Origin of the sequence: Pseudofrankia saprophytica (assembly GCF_000235425.2) — a bacterium.
GTDB lineage: Bacteria > Actinomycetota > Actinomycetes > Frankiales > Frankiaceae > Pseudofrankia > Pseudofrankia saprophytica.
Map to the genome: position 1 here is coordinate 6591464 of NZ_KI912266.1, position 19723 is coordinate 6611186.

The window sequence follows — 19723 nt, forward strand, 5'->3', positions numbered from 1 at the left end:
CCCACACCGCCACGGCCGGCACCGCGAGCCGCAGGTCGAGCGGCGGCCGCGCCGCGTCGTCCCGACTGCCGCCTCCCGCCGCGGGCTCTCGATCGGGTGCTCCCTGACCGGGCGGCGCCTGGGCCGCCGGGTCCCGGTTGGGCCGCCGGCTCACAGCGCGATCAACGGGAGCAGCTCGGCCAGCCGCCGGTCCCCGACGCCGGGGACCTCGGCGAGCTGTTCCGGGGAGGCGAAGGGACCGTTCTCGTCCCGATACCGCACGATCCGCTCGGCGAGCACCGGGCCGATGCCGGGCAACGTGTCGAGCTGCTCGGCCGTCGCCGTGTTCAGGTGGACCGGCCCCGCCGCCGTCCCCGCTCCCCCGCCGGACCCGCCGCCGGCGTCGCCGGTCCCCGCCTCTGCCGCCGGCCCGGCGGGCGCGGGACCCGGCTTGCCGTCGACGAGGATCTGCTCGCCGTCGACGAGCTGGCGGGCGAGCGCGAGGCCGGTGGTGTCGGTGCCCGGCAGCACTCCCCCGGCGCGTTCGATCGCGTCGACGACCCGTGCTCCGGCCGGCAGGCGTACCACCCCGGGCTCGCGGACCAGCCCGGCGACGTCGACGACCACCTCGGCGGCCGGGCTGGGGCTTTGGCTCATGCCGCCGGGCACGCTCGCCTCGGTGGACGGCGGGTCGGCCCGCGTGGTGCCGCCCGTGGACGCGCCGGTCCCCGCCGTCACGCGCGCCGTCGCGCCGCTAGCCGCCGTGTCGATCCGGACCGGCCGTCCATGCCAGGCGAAGAAGGCGGCGACTGCCGCCGCCGCGAGGGCGACGAGCGCGAGCACCAGCGCGCCGCGCGCCGCCGGGTCCCACACGGCGCCCCGCAGCACCGCTGGCAGCCGAGCGCCCAGCTCGGCCCCCCGCCGGCGCCGCGGCGGCTGCGGCTCCAGCTCCGAGTCCGGCTCGAACGGGATGCCGCCGTCCAGCGCGTTCAGGCCGGCGCCGCCGAGCCCGCCGGTCAGGTCCCCGTCCGCCTCCGCCGACTCCCAGCCCGCCTGGCCGCCGCCCGTCCAGTCATGATCATCCTCCGGGCCGAACCCAGGTCCCGCGCCCGTCCCCCAGGCCGTCGGGCGCCGGCCGAGCAGGGCGTCGATGTCAGGCGGAACCACCCGCCCAGGGACGGATCGGCCGGGCAGCGTCCGGTCCGCCGGGTTGTCGATCGGGTTGTCGATCAGGCCACGCGCGCGGTCAATCGCCGCGGCGCGACCGGCAAGGTCAGGGCGGTCGAGATGCTGATCGGTCATGGGCCCGGACCGTAGGCCGGCGCGGCGCCACCGTGGGCCGGGCGGCGAGCGGCTGTGGACAGTGACGCCCCCGTCCACAGGTCCGTCGTTCCAGGCCAGAGCCTCGCTGGCGCGGGGAGGGTGGACGGGACGAGCGATCCACCGTCCAACGCGGAGCGGGAGCGGGAATACGCAGGCCACTCGCTATAGTTGCGAAGGCAACGATCGGTGGTAGCCAGCGCCGGTCGACGCCTCCACCGCCACCGGCGGCGGTGGAGATCCGCGCTATTGGGAGGACCAGATGTCCGAAGCCACTGTCACCACGACCGAGCTGTCCGCGCTGACCGGCACCTGGACCATCGACGCCGCGCACTCGCGCATCGGTTTCTCGGCCAAGCACGCGATGGTCACGACCGTACGTGGCTACTTCAACGAGTTCGAGGGCACCCTCGAGCTGGACGGCTCCGCCCCGGTCAAGTCGGCCGCCAACGTGACGATCCAGACGGCCAGCTTCGACACCGGCGTCCCGGACCGTGACGGCCACGTCCGCTCGGCCGACTTCCTCGACGTCGAGAACTTCCCAACGCTCACCTTCGTCAGCACCGGCGTCAGCCAGGACGGCGACGAATACACGATGGCTGGCGACCTGACCATCAAGGGCGTCACCAAGCCGGTCGAGCTCGCGATAGAGCTCGAGGGCAGCTCGCAGGACCCGTTCGGCAACACGCGCGCCGGCTTCACGGGCACCACCACCATCAGCCGCAAGGACTTCGGCCTGACCTGGAACGCCGTCCTGGAGACCGGCGGCGTCCTCGTCAGCGACAAGGTCAAGATCCAGCTCGACATCTCCGCCATCAAGCAGGCCTGACCCAACCCGGCGGGCCCACGATCCACCACCCGCTACTGGCCCGCGCCCGCGGCACCGGCGACCACACCCTCACCGCCGGGTCATGGTCTGGTGGCTTCCTCCGCCCTGCGCGGCGTGGAGGAACCCACCAGACCATGGGTGCGGGCCAGGCGGGCGCCGGGCCGCGCGCACTAGGGCCGCGAAGCCGACCTCCGCACAGTCAGCGACCTCCGGCGCCGGCGCCGCGACCGGCTCCGACCGTCATCGGCCCCAAGGCCCGCGCCTTGCGCCGCTCCGCGAGCGGGCCTCACCAGCCCGTCGCTACACGCACGCCACCCGGTCACTGCGCCGGGTTGGCACGGCCTCTCCCTGCACCGCGCTGGTGCACTGCGTAAAGATGATCAGAACACCGGTGTCCGCGACAACCAGGACGCTCTGATTGTGTCCGGTATAGGTGACCTTCGTCCTGCCCGGCTCAACGGACTGCTGGAAGTACGTATAACCGGCAGTGGGCAGTGCCTGCCGGTAATACGCCACAGCGCCCGCCGGAGTAACACCCTTGAGGACGACTGTCGCGTCGGTACGTTTGTTGACGGAGAGAACCCAAGTCGCTCCCTCGGGGAACGGGAAGCTCTCAGGAATGATCGTTCCAGTCAGCGACTCCGCGCTGGCCGATGCCGACGCCGCCACAGTCCCCGGCGCGCCGCTTGCGCCAAGATCCGTGTGCAGATTGTTGAACATGTCGGGAAGCGGCTCGGTGCGCACCGCGCTAGGCGGGTCGGTAGGCGCGACCGAGGTGGCCTCGCCCGACGCGGCCGACGTCTCGTCACCGGTCCCGCCGCAGGCTGCGACCAGGAACACCAGCCCCAAGCCGATACCCACGGTCAAAAGCCGGAATTTCGGCCTCCCAGCCCCCATCAAATCCCCCGCCCGGTCGCGCGGTAATCGCGCGCCTCGTTTACCGTTCAGATTCCTTCATTTACCCGACCATGCTGGCCCGAAATTCCATCCATGCCGCCGACCCGAACATGACGCAGACGGACGATTCCGGCGACTCTACGTGTCCCGGGCAGCAAGCCCGTTTCCCGATCATTGGATTAAATCATCACGTTCTTTACGGGGCGGCACTGGGGCCGGGGCCGCGCCATGGTCGCCCGCCGCACCCCGAGGTGCAGGATGATCAGAAAGACCTCCGTGGACGTCATGTCTTATCCGGTACGGAGGCGGGCGCCGGATCGGAATCGGGCCGGCGTCCAGGGCAGTTCGGCGGCACAGATCGAGGACTGAGCCCAAAGCACTGAGCCAGATCCGCTGAGTGCGGGCCGTATGGCACCGCCGGTCCACAAGCGGCCCGACCCGCCGCGACCCGACGCCGCGTCCAGCACCCCTCGCGGTACCCCGCGACGCCCACGCCGTCTCCACACCAGACATCACCGCTGCCATCACCACCTGCGACCAAACCGTTTCGGTACACCGCCGGCCGGGGCACGCTGTGGTGGTGGGCTGTACGCGGCGTCAGCCGGCGGCTGACCGAACGGATCTAGGGGCATGAGGCCCGGCCAGCGCGTGTCGCCAGCGGCGGCGGCATCGGCGCACCTTCCGGGGACGGCACCGCCGGAACTGCCTCATGAGGCTCATGGGACGGTGCCACTCCACGACCCGCGGTCACTCCAGGAGCCGGAGCTGCTCCACGAGACGGAACGCACCCGGGTTACCCGCCTGGTGTCCGGATCCGGCGGAGTGATCCGCAAGGAGCCGCTGGGGCCCGGAGCATCGCACCGGCTACATCGGGAGCGCTCGACCCTCGCGACGCTGTCCGGGCTCGAGGGGATCGCGCAACTGGCGGAGGGCGCGCCGTCGGCGCCTGGGTCGCTCCTGCTGGTCGACGTGGGCGGCGTCGCGCTGTCCGAGCTCCCGACGCCGCTGGACCCGGCCGAGCTCATCGCCCTCGCCGTGCGGCTCGCCCGCGCGGTCGCGGGCATGCACGGCCGCGGGGTGGTGCATCGGGACATCAACCCGGCGAACGTCATCGTCGCCGGCGACGTCCCGTATCTGATCGACTTCGGGCTCGCGACGACCGCTGCGGCGACGAAGCCGTCCCTCGCCCGGTTCGACGACATCGTGGGGACGTTGCCCTACCTGGCTCCGGAGCTGACCGGCCGGACCGGCCGGCCGGTCGACGCGCGGACCGACCTCTACGCCCTTGGCGCCACCCTGTACGAGCTAGCGACCGGAGGGCCGCCGTTCGGCGTGGGTGACCCCGTCCGGATCCTGCACGACCTGCTCACCCGGGCGCCACCACCGCCGACCACGGTGAACCCCGCGGTGCCGCCCGGGTTCTGCACGATCGTCATGCATCTGCTCGAAAAGGATCCCGACGACCGCTACCAGAGTGCCGACGCCCTTCTGCACGATCTCGATCGCCTGCGGCGCGGCCACCCCGTGACCCGCCCAGGCGAGCGGGACCTCGCCGCCCGGCCGCTGGTGCCCTCCCGGCTCGCGGGCCGCGACCAGGAGATCGCCGACCTGCGCGCCGTGTTCGACGATGCGCTGGCCGGTCGCTGCAGCGGGCTCGCGATCTCGGGCCCACCGGGAGTGGGCAAGACGTCCCTGGTCGCGCAGCTTCGGCCGATCGTGGCCGCGCACGGCGGCTGGTTCGTCTCCGGCAAGTACGACGAGTACCGCCGCGACCAGGACTACGACGGGGTCCGGCAGGCGCTGCGGGCGGCCGGGCGGATGTTGCTGGCCGAGCCGGAGGAGTCCCTGGTCGAGGTCCGGGAACGGCTGGTACGCGGGCTGGGCCCCGGCGCGGGCCTGGCGGCCGCGGTCCTTCCGGAGGTGGGCACGCTGGTGGGCGTTCCGCCGGATCCCGGGGACCCGCTGACGGCGCCGACTCGGGCGAAACACGCCGTGATCGAGGTCCTGCGCGCCATCGCCTGCCGGCGTCGGCCGATGGTGTTCTTCGTCGACGACCTGCAGTGGGCCGCGCGGACCCCGTTGAGCATCGTCGACGCGGTCTTCAGCTGCGAGGCGACGATCGAGGGGCTGCTACTCGTCTGCGCCTACCGGGACGGTGAGGTAGACGCCACCCACCCCCTCACGCCGATGCTCGCCCGCTGGGGCGCCCAGCCCATCGGTCCGCGCCAGCTGCGGGTGGGTGACCTGCCGGAACGGGCACAGGCCGACCTGGTAGCCGACCTGCTGGGCCTGGACGCCGCGCCCGCCGCCGAGCTGGCCGGCTTGATCGCGCCCACCACCCGGGGCAATCCCTACGACACGTTGGAACTGCTCGCCGCGCTGCGCCACGACGGCCTGCTGGTCCTCGGCGACGACGGCTGGCGCTGGGACCGGGCCGCGGTGCACGCCCGGCTCGACCGGGTGGACGTCACCGGGCTGCTCGCCGCCCATGTGGCCGCGTTGCCGCCTGCGACCAGGGAGCTGCTGGCCGTGATGGCGTGCCTCGCCGGCCAGGTGGCGCTGGACCTGCTGTCGGCCGCGACCGGGCTCGCGGCGACGGAGGTCGAGCGGCGGCTCGCCCCCGCGCTCGCCGCCGGCCTGGCCAACCTCGCGCCGAGCGGCCAGCGCGCCGTGTCGTTCCATCACGACCGGGTGCGCGAGTCGGTCCTGACGGCCCTGTCCGAGCCGGATCGACGGGCCACCCGGCTACGGCTGGCGCGGTGCCTGGCCACCCGTCCGGAGTACGCCACCGCGGCGGCCCAGCAATACCTGCCGGTCGCCGACGACGTGCACGACTCCGACGAACGGCGGCGGATGGGCCGGTTCTTCCGGCGCGCCGCCGACGAGGCACGGCTCTTAGGTACCTACCCGCTGGTGGAGCGGTTCCTCACCGCCGCCGTACCCCTCGTCGACCCGGCGGACCTCGACGAGGTGATCGCGGTCCATACCGAGCGGCACGCCGCGCTGCACTGCCTCGGCCGGCTGGAGGAGGCGGACGAGGAGTTCGAGGTCATCGGCCGGCTGTGCGCCTGCCCGGCGCAGCGCACGGCCGCCGTCGTGACGCAGATCGTCAGCCTCACCAGCCGTAGCCGCGGCGCCGAGGCGATGCGGCTCGGCCTCGACCAGCTGCGCGGACTCGGCATCGCCGTGCCGGACCGCGACCGCCTCGACGAGGAGATCGACCGCGGCCTGGACGCGCTCGGCCGCTGGCTCGACACAACCGCGGACAAGAACTCCGACGAGTCCTCCCGCGACACCGCCGATGGGACCTCCGACGAGACCCCCGACGACCCCGTCGTCGACGACAACGACGGCGAGCCTGGTGCGCTGGGGCCGCTCGGACCCGCTGGGAGCGCGCGGCTCGGCGCCGCCCGGATCGTCAACCGGCTCATGCCGGCCGCGTTCTTCGACGACCAGCGGATGATGGCCTGGCTGACCGTCCAGACGCTGCAGCTGTGGGCCCGCGACGGCCCGGACCCGGACCTGCTCGGCCCAGCGAGCCACATCCCCTATGTGATCATCAACCGTCGGCGCGACTATGCGACCGCGTACCGCATGATGCGCCGGCTCCTGGCCGCCGCCGAGGCGGGCAGCCGTGACCTGCCCGGCTTCGAGCGCGAGATCTGGGAGGCGCGGTTCATCTACGTCGTCAGCACCGGCCACTGGTTCGACACCCTGGAGGAGAACGTCGCCGAGGCGCGGCGCGTGCTGGAGGGCCTGACCCAGATCAGCAACCTGCAGAACGCCTGCTGGACCCACTACGTGCTGCTGTTCAACCTGCTGGACTGCGCGCCCACGCTCACGGAGTTCGCCGCCGAGGTCGACGAGGCGATGGCGATCGCCACCCGTACCGGCAACCGCCACGCCGAGGAGACGTTCCGGTCCTGCGCGCAGCTCGTGCGTGTCCTCGCCGGCGAGGCGGCCGAGCCGGCACCCGGCGAGGCCACCCAGTTACGGCTGCTCGCCGCCAACCCGCACGCCGCGGCCCACCTGCACATCACCCGGGCGCTCGCCGCGGCTCTGCTGGGTCGCCCGGCGGACCTCGCCCGGCACACGGCGGCGGTGTTCCCGTACGCGCCGGCCATCGAGGCGAACTACACGATGGCGGTCACCCGGGTGCTGCACGCCCTGGTGCTGGCCGGGCAGGCGCGCGCCGCGGCCGAGCACGAGCGCGCCCGGCCGCTGGCCGAGCTGGACGAGCTGATCGCCTGGCTGTGCGCGCGCTCGGCCGACGCGCCGACCAACTTCCGCCACCTACTGCACCTGGCGGCGGCGGAGCGGGCCTGGGCGGTGGACGACTTCCGCGAGGCGGCGTATCTGTTCGACCTGGCGCTGCGCGAGTGCCCGCCGCGGACGCGGCCCTGGCACCGCGGGCTGATCCTGGAACGCACCGCGCGGTTCTACCTTGCTCATGGCATGGAGATCGCGGGCTCCGTGCTGCTCGCCGCCGCCCGCCGCCAGTACCGGGACTGGGGTGCGACCGCGAAGCTGAGACAGCTCGACTGGGCCCATCCGTCGCTGCCCGTCGGGACCGCCCCCGCGACGCGGCCGCCCCGGGAGCCCGCGAACCGCCGGTCCACGGTCACCGCCGGCGCGATCGACCTGCTCGGGATCGTCGCCGCCTCCCAGGCGCTCAGCTCGGAGACCAGCTTCGAGGGCCTGCGCCTGCGCCTGACGGCGATCCTGCTGGAGATGACCGGCGCGACCGGCGTGCGCGTCCTCGTGCTCGGCCAGGAGCGGCCCGGCTGGCTGGTGCCGGTCGGCGCCGGCGCCGTGATCTCGCTGCGCGCGGCTGGCCGGCGACGCCTGACGCCCTCCTCGGTCGTCCGCTACGTGGAACGCACCCGGGAACCGCTCGTCGTCGCCGACGCCACCCGGGACGACCGGTTCCACCGCGACCCGTATTTCGCCGGCCTGGACCGCTGCTCGCTGCTCGCCGTGCCCATCCTGATCCGCGGCGAGCTGCGGGCGATGCTGCTGTTGGAGAACCGGATGATCCGCGAGGCGTTCTCCGTCGAGCATCTCGAAGGGATCATGCTTATCGCCGGGCAGCTGACGGTCTCGCTCGACAACGCCCTGGTCTACGCGTCACTGGAGCAGAAGGTGGCCGAGCGGACCCAGCAGCTCGCCGAAGCCAACAAGCGCCTCGAACAGCTCTCGATCACCGACCCGCTGACGGGTCTCGCCAACCGGCGCCGTCTTGAGGACGTCCTCGGCTCCCACTGGGAACGCGCCACCGACCAGTCCGCGCCGCTCGCCGTCGCCATGATCGATATTGACCATTTCAAGCGCTACAACGACCGCTACGGTCACTCCGCCGGTGACCGGTGCCTCCAGCGGGTCGCCGCCTGCCTCACCGACACCATCGATGACACCCAGCTGGCCGCCCGCTACGGCGGTGAGGAGTTCGCCATCGTCATGCCGAACACCGATACCGGCGCCGCCGCCAGGCTCGCCTGCCGCCTCCGCGCCGCCATCATGGACCTCGCCGAGCCCAATCCGTCGGCGCGGGAGCAGGTCGTCACCGCGAGCATCGGCGTCGCGGCGGCCGTTCCCGGGACGGGAAACAGCCCGGCGGACCTCGTCGAGCGCGCCGACGCCGCCCTCTACCGCGCCAAGCGTGCCGGTCGCGACCGCGTCGAGGTGGCCGGCCCCGACAGGGCACCGCGCGTACCTCCTCACGGCACAGCCGGCCGACACCACTGACCAGCACTCCTGCCGGGCGCGGGGCCCGGCCGAGCAAGCCTCCGCGGACCGCGGCGCACAGATCAGGCGGTCACGCCGGCGGCCGCCGCCGCCGCGGCGATCACCGCGTTGCCCGGCCGTTCGGCCATCGCCTCGCGCAGCACGTTCGGCCATCCGCCGACGACGGCGCCGTTCACCATCATGCGGTGGACCTCCCACCAGTACGCCTCCGCGGTGCGCGCCTGCCATCCCGGCTGAAGCCCACGCCGCAGGCCCGCCCGCTCGACGACCGGCCCGGCCGACGCGGGGTCCGGGAACTCGTCGGCCAGCGTGCCGATGAGCTCGCGGTCCGACGGAGGCGGCCCAGCAGGCCGCGCTTGCGGGGGAACTCCGACTCCGACGTTCGCGGCGGCCTCGACCTGCGACGTGGCCGCCGAACCGCGTGGCGGGCCAGAGGTGCCGCGGTACCGGTCGACCACGGCAGCCAGCTGGCCATTGCCAGGGTTCATCGCGGCGGCCTCGGCCATCAGCCGCGCCAGCCAACCCTCGGCAAGCGCGACCTTGACCACGGCGAGCACGACGTCCCGCAGTGGAACGGACTCGGCCGCGTAGAGCTCCACCTGCCGGTCGATGCGGTCGAGCAGCTCCTCCAGCCGCGCCCGGGCGGGGAAGGCCGCGAGCAGCGCGGCACGCAACGCCTGGCGCTCCCCGCCACCCATCGCGGCGACCTGTGCCTCGTCCAGCCCTGTCACGGCCGCTTCCTCATCCCGTCACCGTCCATACCGCCCCCGCGGGCCCACGCCACTGAGTAACGCCACTGGGCCACGACCTGAGTCTGCCGTGCTCGGGGGCTGCCGGCGTGGGTGACATGCTGTTCGGTAGCGTGACAAGTCGTGTCGTTCGAGTCACTCAGGGCTGGAGGGACGGATGGCGGATGGGCTGTCGGCCGCGGAGGTGCGGGCGCTCGCCGAGCAGTTCTCGGACCCGCTCTCCGCCACCCAGCTTCTGGAGTGGGCGGGGCTGCCACGAGCGCTTCATCCATGGGGCGGACGCTCCGCCGAGCAGTTCTGGCATGAGGTATCCCGGCTGCTCCAGGGGGGCGTGCCACGCCTGAGCCGGGTCAGCCTGCTGGTGGCCGCGGCCACGCGGTTTCCCGACCACGAGGTCTTCGCCTCGGCCGTAGCGCGGGAGTCCGCCACCCGGGACGACGACCGGGCCGGCCATCCGTTCGGTTTCGTCCCCAGGCCGCGCACGGCCGAGACCCCGCCGAGCCTGTTGCTCCGCCCCGAGTACGCGGTCGTTCCCTTCGTCGAGCTCGCTGGTGACCGGGCCGCGCTGCGTTCCTGGGTGGCCCGGCCGGAAGCCTGCTCGGTGCGCCTGTTGGCGGGCCAGGCCGGGTCGGGCAAGACCCGGCTGGGCATGGGGATCTGCGAGGACCTGGCCGATCGAGGTTGGCTGACGCTCCTGGTGGACGCGGTGCTGAGCCCGACCCAGCTGCACCGCCTCGGCGAGGAGCCGACTCCGGTGCTCGTAGCCGTCGACAACGCCGAGCTGCGCCTCGACGAGGTGACGGCGATCGCCACGGCCCTCGCCAACCGTGCCGCCATCGGCGGTCCGCCAAGCCGGCTGCTCCTTCTCACCCGCTCGACCGAGCGGGTGCTGCGGGAGCTGCGCGACCTCCCTGACAGTCGCGTCGCCAAGCTGTTCCGGTCAGCGGAGGCCCAGCTGACGACGCCACTCGCGGCCGGGGCAGACGCGCGGCACATGCACTTCAACGCCGCGTACGCGGCGTTCCGGGCCGAACTGCGGCAGACCGGTCCCGTCGCGGGGCCTCCCCTCCCTCTCGACGGCTGTCAGTCCGTGCTGGACGTGCACGCGGCGGCGCTGAACGTCGTGCTCGACGAGACCCGGCCCTCCCGCGCCGACGAGGCCCCGTTGGTCACGCTCAGCCGGCACGACCGGCGGCGATGGGGGTCGCTGGGCCGCGAAGGGGACGGCGATCTCCACACAGGTCTCGCCGCCCGGATCCGCACCCTCACCACGCTGCTGCGACCCGGCTCGCTCGACGACGCCGAGGCGCTGTCGACCGCGCTGCCGGGTCTGCTCGGCCTCGACGCCGACGCGGAGCGCGTCCGGGACTGTCAGCGGGCGCTCGGCGGGTTCTATCTCGCCCGATGGGCGGGCGACCCGATCCGACCCGACGCCTACGGCGAGCATCTCGCCGCCGCCGCGCTGGCCGCCGATCCGTCGGCCGCACTCGCGGTGGCGGCCACCGGCACCATCGATCAGGTCACGACCGCGCTGACCGTGCTCGGCCGCGCGCTGCCCCGCCATCCAGCCCTCACCGCGGTGATCGCGGGCATGATCCGCAGGGATCCCAACCGGCTCGTCCTCGTCGCCGCCGATGTCGCCGCGCGTCTGCCCGACCCCGAGCTGTTCACCCGCACGGTCAGCGATGCCGTGGACGACTCCGTGCTCGATCCTGGGGCGGTGTTCGGGCTGTCCGACCGCGCGCAACACGGCGGCGCCGAGCAGGACCCGCTACTTGGCCTGTTCTTCCGGTCCATGGTCGGCCTTTCGGAGCGGATGCGTCCCGAGCCCCCTGTGGACGTCAAACAGGACCCCGGCCTCGCGGCCCTGACGGACAAGATCGGAAAAATCACCAAATCGCTGACCGATCTCGGCGTAGCGGTCGTCGACCCGACGTCCGGACGCATGCCGGCGAACCCGGACGGCACGCCGGTCATACCACCCGAGAACGTGGAGATGTTGCGCGCGTTGCGGCGCATCTGGGCGGACAACCGGCGGGCGGACGATCAGCGCTCGGAGGACGACCAACCAGGCTCAGGCCGCTCCTGGAAATGGCCGTAGGCCGACGACCACGCCGGTGTCCGACCATCCGGTGTCCGGCCCCATCTGGCATCCGGCGATCCGGTTGGTCAGCGCAGGTCGTCGGTGAACAGCGACAGCTCGAGCGGGGCCCCGGCGGATGCCGAGGCCGTGGGGTCCGGGGCTTCGAAAAGGTCGGTCGGCTCGCCCGCCACCGGGGCGGGGGCGGCCGCCTGGGGGTCGGGGGCGCCAGGCGGGAGCTCGATGCGCTCGACCAGCGTGGGGCCCTGATTGTGGACGTCGCCGACGGCCGCGTCGACCGGATAGGCCTCGAACACGCCCGCGGGCGCCGGCACGAGCAGCGCGCGCAGGGCGTCGGTGTCGGCGTAGTCCGGGTCGAGCCACCGGTCCCAGGCGGCGGCCGGCAGCACGACCGGTGAGCGGTCGTGCAGGAACTCCAAGCCTACGCCCGGGCCAGTCGTAAGGATCGTGTAGGTCGTCAGAGGCTCGTCGCCGCCGCGCCACACCTCGTACAGGCCGGCGAAGGCGAGCAGCGGGCCGGCCGGGCCGATGCCCTGGTGCGGGCCGCGGTGGATGTAGTACGGCTGGCCGCGCTTCTTCTTCTCGGGCCGGTGCCACTCGTAGAAGCCGGTGACGGGGACGAGGCAGCGCCGCGCGGCGAACGGCTTGCGGAACACCGGCTTCTCGGCGACCGTCTCCGACCGCGCGTTGATCATCCGCGAGCCGATGGAGACGTCCTTCGCCCAGGACGGCACGAGCCCCCAGCGGGCAAGCCGCAGCACCCGGGAGACCGCCGCGGGGGCCGCGGGAGGGGCGCCCGCCGCGTCCTCCTTCGGGTGTCTGTCCTCCTGCGGGCGCTCGGCCGTCACGATCGGCTGGGTGGTGGTCGGGGCGACGTTGTAGCGCTCGCGCACCGCGCCGCCGGTGTCGTCACGGGCCGACATCGCGTCCGCGAGGTCGTCCGCGCTCAGCGTCTGGGTGTACCTGCCACACATGTGCTCAGCGTAGAACCGCCCTACGACGATGTGGACCGCGTGCGCTACCAGACGCCGGCGAGCAACGCGGTGCCGCCCGCCAGGCAGGCGACGCTGGCCACGGCGAAGATCGCGACCCACAGACCCGCGGGCAGTCTGGTGAGGCGAGCGAGTTGGTCGGGGTCGGAGCCGCCGCCTCGCCTCCGGCGACGGGACCGCGACACCTCGTACACGGGCCGCACGCCGCCGATCAGGAGGAACCAGGTGACATAGGCAGCGAACCCACCGCGCAGTGCGTCTGGGGCGACAATCGAGACCGCGAGCACCACCAGGATGCTCACCACCACCGACAGCAGCCCGAACCCGTTGCGGATCACCACCAGCACACCGACGAGCAGCACGACGAACAGCTGCAGCAGCAGCGCGGTGCGCCCGGTCGACACCAGCGCCGCCGCGGCGAGGCCGAGCAGCGCCGGCGCCGGGTAGCCGGCGGCGACCGTGCAGACCACCCCGGGGCCGGTCGGCCGGCCCGACGAGACCGTCACCCCGGAGGTGTCCGAGTGCAGCCGGATCCCGGCGAGGCGACGCCCGGCGCACAGCGCGACCAGGGCGTGCCCCGCCTCATGGACGATCGTGACGACGTGCCGGGCGACGGGCCAGGTGCGGCCGCCCGCGACGGTCAGCAGCGCGAGCAGGCCGGCGGCGGCGAGCACCAGGCGGCTCGGCGCCGGCTGGACGACGAGTGCGCGGTGCAGCAGGTCGGACAGGGCCGTCTCCTCGGTGGGGAGCCTCGTGGCCGGCGACGGCGCGGTGGCGTCACCGTGGCGAGCCGTCCCGATGACGGGCCATCGCGGTGATCACACGGTCGTCGGCCGCATTCCCCTACGGCCCGTTCATACCGGTTTCCGGGCAGAAGGTGCACCCCCGGCCGTCACCGCCCGGCCGGCACGGGCCGAAAGCGCCCGCCGGTGGCGGTAATGTTGGCCGGCCGACGGGCGTCGGGCGTCGGGCGGGCCGGAGTGTTCCGGCCGGTCGGAGTGCCCGGGCAGCGGAGTCTTCCGGGCGGACGGCTGACAGGAGGAGGGCACAGGTGGCGGAGTACGTGTACCGGCCGGTCATCAGCGTCGCGCTTGGGCTGTTCCGGGCTCTCGACCTGAAGCTCGACGTGCGCGGGCAGGAGAACATCCCGGCGACCGGCGGTGCCGTGGTGCTCATCAACCACATCTCCTACCTGGACTTCGCGCTCGCCGGCGTGCCGTTCTGGCGCGAGCGGGGGCGCATGGTCCGGTTCATGGCGAAGAAGTCGACCTTCGAGAGCAAGGTGACCGGCCCGCTGATGCGCGGCATGCACCACATCCCGGTCGACCGGGCCGCCGGCGCCGGGTCGCTGCGGCTGGCGACCGAGGCGCTGCGGGCTGGCGAGCTCGTCGGAGTGTTCCCCGAGGCGACGATCCACCCGCACTACTGCCTGGCACCGTTCAAGACCGGCGCGGCGCGGATGGCGCGGGAGGCCGACGTTCCGGTGATCCCGCTGGTCCTCTGGGGCAGCCAGCGGGTCCTGACCAAGGGCCAGCCGCGCAACCTGCGCGCCGCCCGGCACACCCCGGTCTCGCTCACGGTCGGCGCCCCGATCCCACCGTCCGACCTGGCGGACCCCGCCGCCGGCACCGCCCTGCTGTTCGACGCGATGAGCAGGCTGCTCGACGAGGACCAGCGCCGCTACCCGCCGCCCGCGCCCGGCGAGCCCGACTGGTGGCAGCCGGCCCACCTGGGCGGCTCGGCGCCGCCGCGCCCGAAGGACGCCGGTCCGACCCGTCCCGATGATCCGGCTCCCGCGGTGTCCACGGCTCACTCGCTGCCCGACCAGGCGTCGCCGGAACGGACGCGGACGCAACAGGCACCGGCGGAACAGGGACCGGCGCGGCAGGTGTCAGCTGAGCAGGTTCCGGCGGGCACCGAGAGCACCGCGGCCACCCCGACCGGGCAGACCGCTCCCCCGGCGGCCTGACGGCTTTCTGTCAGGCTGTTTGACGGGAGCCAGCCGCGCGGCGGATCGTCCGAGTCGCCAGCTTCGATATCGCCGGCTTCGATGCCCCGTCACCAGGACGGACGCAGCCCGCTCGCCGCCTCCGGGTGGCGGCGCCGGTGAGGTTGGCCTCCCGCGATGCCGCGCCGCCGCGCGGCCAGGACCCCGGAGTGGTTGCCATGGTGTCGCACCCGGACGTCGCCGACAGCGGCGCGATCAGGGACAGCTTGGTCAGGGACAGCCCGGTCAGGGACAGCCCGGTCAGGGCCAGAACGCCCGACAGCGGCGCCGTCAGCGACGAGGAGTTCGTCGACGCGCTGCCCAAGGTCGAGCTGCACGTCCACCTCGAGGGCTCGATGCTGCCCGGCACGGTGCTCGCGCTCGCCCGCCGTCACCAGGTAGACGACATCCCGACGTCCGAGGTGGCACTGCGCGAGTGGTACGCCTTCAAGGACTTCAACCACTTCCTGCGCGTCTACCGGACGGCGGTGCGGGTGCTGCGCGACGAGGACGACTTCGCGCTGCTCGCCCGCGAGACCGCGCTCGGCCTCGCCGCGCAGAACGTCCGCTACGCGGAGATCTACTTCACCCCGTTCATCCACGCGATGCGCGGCGTCCCGATCGAGGACGTGTTCGCCGGCATCAACCGCGGCCGGGCCGAGGCGCAGGCGGCGACCGGCATCGAGATCCGCTGGATGGCCGACATCCCCGGCGGGCTGCCCGACGTCGACATCCTCGAGGTCGCCGACCTCACCGTCGAGTACGCGATCGCCCACGGCGGTGACAGCGTCGTCGGCCTCGGCATCGGCGGCGCCGAGGCGGGCGTTCCCCGGCCGCAGTTCGCCAAGGCGTTCGCGGCGGCCCGGGCAGCCGGCCTGCGCAGCATCCCGCACGCCGGCGAGACGACCGGTGCCCGCACGATCTGGGACAGCGTCGAGTACCTGGGTGCCGACCGGATCGGTCACGGCATCCGGTCCCTGGAGGATCCGGCACTGATCGCGCGGCTGCGCGCCGACGGCATCCCGCTCGACGTCTCGCCGACCTCCAACCTGTGCACCGGCGTCGTCGCCGACTATCCGAGCCACCCGCTGCCCAGGCTGATCGCCGAGGGGCTGTCGGTCACGCTGAACAGCGACGACCCGCCGATGTTCGGCACGACCCTGCGCGACGAGTACCTGCACGCCCTGCGTGACCTGGGCCTGCCCCGCGCGACCGTCACCGGCCTGGCCGCCGCCGCCGTCCGCCACTCGTTCCTCGACCAGGACCGCAAGGATGCCCTGCTCGCCGAGCAGTGCGCCGCCGTTGACGCAATCACTGCGCGCTGACGCGCACCAGAACTCAGGGACAGCACGGATCCCCGAGCGCCGCCGCCGGGTTACTCTCGGGCGCAGGCCGACCAGGCGCGAGCGCGCGGTCATCGCACCGGATGCCCGCCGCATGCCCGCCGCGGCCTCTAAGGACGGGGCCGGGCCGCCCGAGCATCCCTCGGACGGCCCGGTTACGGGGCCGGCGCCCGGTGGCGGCGCGGCCCGCTCGTCAGCCGCCGCGAGCGGCGCGGACCATGCGGAGCCGGAAGATCCGGCTGACGACAAGATGCGTGACGAAGATCGCCCCGGCGAGCCAGTAGTTGCCGGCGCCGAACGCCCGCTGGCCGGGCAGCGGCACCAGGGTGTACGTGATCAGCGCGGCGGCGGCGGCGTAGAACAGCCCGATCGTGACCGCCCCGTACCAGGGCGGCGCGCCCGCGGAGGCGGGGGGCGCGGTGGTCGGGCTCGCGACCGGCGGGTCCGCTCGGTCGGGGTTCGAGGCTGAGCGCTCGTCGCCCGAGCCCACAGGCAGGGCCGTCGTGTCGTCCATGGTCGGCCCTTCGCCGTGATTGCCCGTGGGATTGCCGGCGGGTAGGACCGGTCCGCCCGTACGGGTGGGCCGTACGAGGGACAACGAGCTACCCGCGCCTTACACCGATCGCGAATCTTGTCAGTCTTTATGACATGTGGGACAGTCTGTGTCCAGCGGTAGGTGTCGCGGCGGTCCGACCGGGCCGCTGTCCGAGCCCGCCGCATCTCGATCTTCCGCCGCCTGTTCCGGAGGTCCGCGATGTCGGCTCCCGTCCTGGCCGCGCCCGGTGGCGTCGTCTGGCGTGACAGCCGCCGGTACCTGTGGCTGACCGGCCTGGTGCCGCCCGTGCTGCCGATCGTGGGCTATGGCCTGTGGCACCAGACCGGCAGCGACATCCCGTGGTGGATCACGCCGCTCTTCGTCTTCGTCCTGCTCCCCCTGCTCGATGGCACGACCCCGGTCGATCCGACCAACCCGCCCGAAGGGATCGGCGACCGCCTGCAGGCCGACCGCTACTACCGCTGGGCGACGTTCCTGTATCTCCCCCTTACCGGCATCTGCCTCGCCCTGGGCTGCCAGGCGTGGGCGACCGGCGGGCTCGGGCCGCTCGGCCGGGCCGGGCTGGTCCTGTCGGTCGGCACGGTCACCGGTGTCGGGATCAACGCCGCCCACGAGCTGGGGCACAAGCGCGAGCGCGTCGAACGCTGGCTGTCGAAGCTGATGCTGGCGCCGACGGCCTATGGCCACTTCTACGTCGAGCACAACCGCGGCCATCACGTCCGGGTGGCGACGCCCGAGGACCCGGCCAGTTCCCGACTGGGTGAGGGGTTCTGGCGGTTCTGGCCGCGGACCGTCGCGGGCAGCGCGCGATCGGCCTGGCAGCTGGAGGCACACCGGTTGCGGCTGCGAGGCCGGCGGGTCTGGTCGGTCCGCAACGAGGCGCTGCACTCGTGGGCGCTCACGGCCGTACTGTTCGCGGCACTGGCGGCGGCGTTCGGGCCGGAGGTGCTGGTGTTCCTCGCGCTCCAGGCCGTCGTCGGCCTCTCGTTCCTGGAGGTCGTGAACTACATCGAGCACTACGGCCTGGCCCGCCAGCGCACCGCCACCGGCCGTTACGAGAAGGTCGACCCGCGGCACAGCTGGAACAGCGACGCGGTGGTGTCCAACCTGGCGCTCTACCAGCTGCAACGACACAGCGACCATCACGCCAACCCGACCCGCCGCTACCAGGCGCTGCGCTCGTTCGACGGATCGCCGCAGCTGCCGTCCGGGTACCCGACGATGATCCTGCTGGCGCTGGTGCCACCGCTGTGGCGCCGGGTCATGGACCCCCGTGTGCTCGCCCACTACGACGGCGACGTCACCCTGGCCAACCTCGACCCACGCCGCCGCGCCGGCCTGCTCGCCCGCCACGCGCGCGACGCCGGCGAGTCGGTCTCGTCCGCGTGACGGCGGAGGGCCGCGGCGCAGTCGACGGCTCCGGCCCAGGAGGGGAGCCCGGCGCGGTCGAGGGCCGCGGCCGGCCGGGGCGCGCGCGGTTCGCGGACGCGACCCGCGACCGGCTGCGTGAGGCCCTACTCGACGCGGCTGCCGAGATCCTGCGCGAGCAGGGCGCGCGCCAGGCACGGATGGCCGACGTCGCGCGCCTCGCCGGCGTCAGCCGCCAGACGCTCTACCAGCATTACGGTTCACGCGACGCGCTGGTGCAAGCGCTGCTGCTGCGCGAGACCGGCCGCTTCCTGGATGCCGTCGGCGAGGCCGTCGTCATCCACGCCGACGACGCGCAGGCCGCCGTGGCCGCCGCCTTCGAGGTGTTCCTCGCCGCCGTCGCCGAGGACACGCTCCTGAAGTCGATGATGACCGGCTCGGACGAGTTCGCCGGTCTGCTGGCCCAGCACGGCCCGCCCCTGCTCGCCGCGGCCCGCGAGCAGCTGGCGACCTGCTTTCGCCGGGCCTGGCCGGACGGTGACCCGGCCGACGGCCAGCTCGTCGCCGACTGCGTGGTCCGCCTCGCGATGAGCTACCTCACCCTCCCGGGCGGCGCCCCCGAGCTCACCGGCCAGTCCGTCGCCCGCATCCTCGGCCCTTTCGTCCTCACCGCCACCAACACCGCCCACCGACCAGGCGCAATGCCCGGCGAATGACGGCCAGCGCGGTCGACGGCTCGCTAGGCGAATCATCTTGGCGTACAGGACGGCCTTCGACTATTGAGCCAGGCAACAGCCTGAATTTGAGAGCGGCGAACTGAATCCTCAACAAAAGCGCTCGACGAGCGCTCGACTTATTTTGGCGAGCCTTCCAATCCGCCTTTCCGTACCGGTTTGCCATATCCGGGCCGGTTTGTTTATCGTGGGCGCCATGCCGAGCGGGAAACACGAGGCGCCGATCGAGCTGGTCACGCTTGCCCCGGGCGTGGTGGTCGATCTGCTGTCGGATATATTTCTGGTCAAGGTGCCAGACTTTCGCGAGGTCACGGAGCCGAGCACGGACATGCGGATGCTGGCTCCCCGCACCTACCATGCCGACGGGGCGCTGCTGTTCAAGGACACCGAAGACCAGCCGGTGCTGGGCGTGGTGCTGGAGGTGCAGCGCGCATGGGATCCGCGAAAACACTGGACGTGGATGCTTTATGTGGCGCACATGGCCGTGCGGCTGCGAGTCAGGACGCTTCTGCTCGTGTACTGCCCTGACCCCGTCGTAGCTCGGCGTTATGAGCGGCTATACGAGCCGCGGGACCGCTACTCGCCGCAGGAGCCACTCATCTTCTCGCCGGGGGATGTACCTCGGATTGTCGACGTCGAACGTGCACGCGCAAACCCCGCGCTCGCGGTGTTCTCCGCGATCTGTCACGGCAACGACGCCGATATCGACGACTACTTCCCGGCGTTGGCTGAAGTCATGCGAACGGCCGACTTCGAAGCGGCCGCGTCATACGATGACATATTGGTGGCCGGACTACCCCATGCGGTCCGGATCAGGTGGGAGGCATACATGGACAGCGCCGTCAGGCACAGGTACTACAGCGACTTCTACCGCCAGCTCGACGCCCGGGCGCGCGCCGAGGGCCAGACCGAGGGCCGAGTCGAGGGCCGGGTCGAGGGCCGGGGGCACTCGGTGCTGACCGTGCTGGAGGCGCGCCGCGTGGCGGTTCCCGACGCCGCTCGCGAGCAGATCCTCTCCTGCACCGACCTCGACCGGCTCGACACCTGGCTACGCCGCGCCGTCGCCGCCGCCACCATCGACGACGTCCTCCAGCCCTAATCGGACACTGCGGCGCAAGGGCCG

General features: G+C 72.8%; 14 protein-coding genes. 8 read left to right on the top strand and 6 right to left on the bottom strand.

The genetic code is table 11. The features are described 5' to 3' along the window. Window positions 1–150: 150 nt before the first annotated feature. Entirely contained in the window at window positions 151–1281 is a 1131-nt protein-coding gene (locus tag FRCN3DRAFT_RS46685; RefSeq protein ID WP_007514867.1) for a ComEA family DNA-binding protein, read from the bottom strand. A gap of 280 nt (window positions 1282–1561) precedes the next feature. On the opposite strand from FRCN3DRAFT_RS46685, the gene FRCN3DRAFT_RS0227935 reads away from it, so the two are divergent. Continuing rightward, window positions 1562–2128 (top strand): YceI family protein, encoded by a 567-nt coding sequence (locus FRCN3DRAFT_RS0227935; RefSeq protein ID WP_007514868.1) that lies wholly within the window; start codon window positions 1562–1564, stop codon window positions 2126–2128. A 300-nt stretch (window positions 2129–2428) separates the two neighbouring features. Here the strand turns inward: FRCN3DRAFT_RS0227935 and FRCN3DRAFT_RS0227940 are convergent, their stop codons facing one another. Further along, complete coding sequence (locus FRCN3DRAFT_RS0227940) at window positions 2429–2989, bottom strand: hypothetical protein (protein ID WP_051466388.1); 561 nt, start codon at window positions 2987–2989, stop codon at window positions 2429–2431. Window positions 2990–3751: 762 nt separating this feature from the next. Here FRCN3DRAFT_RS0227940 and FRCN3DRAFT_RS46690 point away from each other — a divergent pair. Next, on the top strand, window positions 3752–8770 hold the full coding sequence (locus FRCN3DRAFT_RS46690) for a diguanylate cyclase (RefSeq protein WP_007514871.1): 5019 nt from the start codon (window positions 3752–3754) through the stop codon (window positions 8768–8770). A 62-nt stretch (window positions 8771–8832) separates the two neighbouring features. On the opposite strand, the gene FRCN3DRAFT_RS46695 is transcribed toward FRCN3DRAFT_RS46690, so the two are convergent. Then, on the bottom strand, window positions 8833–9501 hold the full coding sequence (locus FRCN3DRAFT_RS46695) for an effector-associated domain EAD1-containing protein (RefSeq protein ID WP_007514872.1): 669 nt from the start codon (window positions 9499–9501) through the stop codon (window positions 8833–8835). 175 nt (window positions 9502–9676) lie between these two features. Between FRCN3DRAFT_RS46695 and FRCN3DRAFT_RS46700 the strand changes: the two genes are divergently transcribed. Continuing rightward, on the top strand, window positions 9677–11620 hold the full coding sequence (locus FRCN3DRAFT_RS46700) for an effector-associated domain EAD1-containing protein (protein WP_007514873.1): 1944 nt from the start codon (window positions 9677–9679) through the stop codon (window positions 11618–11620). Window positions 11621–11688: 68 nt separating this feature from the next. On the opposite strand, the gene FRCN3DRAFT_RS0227965 is transcribed toward FRCN3DRAFT_RS46700, so the two are convergent. Continuing rightward, window positions 11689–12594 carry an SOS response-associated peptidase gene (locus tag FRCN3DRAFT_RS0227965; RefSeq protein WP_007514874.1) on the bottom strand — a complete coding sequence of 302 codons (906 nt, stop codon included), beginning with the start codon at window positions 12592–12594 and terminating at the stop codon, window positions 11689–11691. 44 nt (window positions 12595–12638) lie between these two features. Next, entirely contained in the window at window positions 12639–13286 is a 648-nt protein-coding gene (locus FRCN3DRAFT_RS0227970; RefSeq protein ID WP_007514876.1) for a M50 family metallopeptidase, read from the bottom strand. A 377-nt stretch (window positions 13287–13663) separates the two neighbouring features. Between FRCN3DRAFT_RS0227970 and FRCN3DRAFT_RS46705 the strand changes: the two genes are divergently transcribed. Beyond that, a complete protein-coding gene (locus FRCN3DRAFT_RS46705) occupies window positions 13664–14581 on the top strand; it encodes a lysophospholipid acyltransferase family protein (RefSeq protein ID WP_007514877.1) in 918 nt (305 codons plus the stop codon). A 197-nt stretch (window positions 14582–14778) separates the two neighbouring features. Then, on the top strand, window positions 14779–15924 hold the full coding sequence (gene add, locus FRCN3DRAFT_RS0227980) for an adenosine deaminase (protein WP_007514878.1): 1146 nt from the start codon (window positions 14779–14781) through the stop codon (window positions 15922–15924). Between the two features lie 211 nt (window positions 15925–16135). Here the strand turns inward: add and FRCN3DRAFT_RS49910 are convergent, their stop codons facing one another. Further along, the gene (locus FRCN3DRAFT_RS49910; RefSeq protein ID WP_007514879.1) at window positions 16136–16456 is read right to left on the bottom strand and encodes a hypothetical protein; all 321 of its coding nucleotides are present in this window, start codon (window positions 16454–16456) and stop codon (window positions 16136–16138) included. Window positions 16457–16696: 240 nt separating this feature from the next. On the opposite strand from FRCN3DRAFT_RS49910, the gene FRCN3DRAFT_RS0227990 reads away from it, so the two are divergent. From FRCN3DRAFT_RS0227990 to FRCN3DRAFT_RS0228000, 3 genes are all read left to right on the top strand, one after another. Next, on the top strand, window positions 16697–17887 hold the full coding sequence (locus FRCN3DRAFT_RS0227990) for an alkane 1-monooxygenase (protein WP_007514880.1): 1191 nt from the start codon (window positions 16697–16699) through the stop codon (window positions 17885–17887). Continuing rightward, window positions 17884–18582: a TetR/AcrR family transcriptional regulator gene (locus tag FRCN3DRAFT_RS0227995; RefSeq protein WP_007514881.1), complete on the top strand. Its 699-nt coding sequence runs from the start codon at window positions 17884–17886 to the stop codon at window positions 18580–18582. Before FRCN3DRAFT_RS0227990 ends, FRCN3DRAFT_RS0227995 begins: the two co-directional genes overlap by 4 nt. A 214-nt stretch (window positions 18583–18796) precedes the next feature. Beyond that, window positions 18797–19699 carry a hypothetical protein gene (locus FRCN3DRAFT_RS0228000; RefSeq protein ID WP_007514882.1) on the top strand — a complete coding sequence of 301 codons (903 nt, stop codon included), beginning with the start codon at window positions 18797–18799 and terminating at the stop codon, window positions 19697–19699. The last annotated feature ends 24 nt before the right edge of the window (window positions 19700–19723 follow it).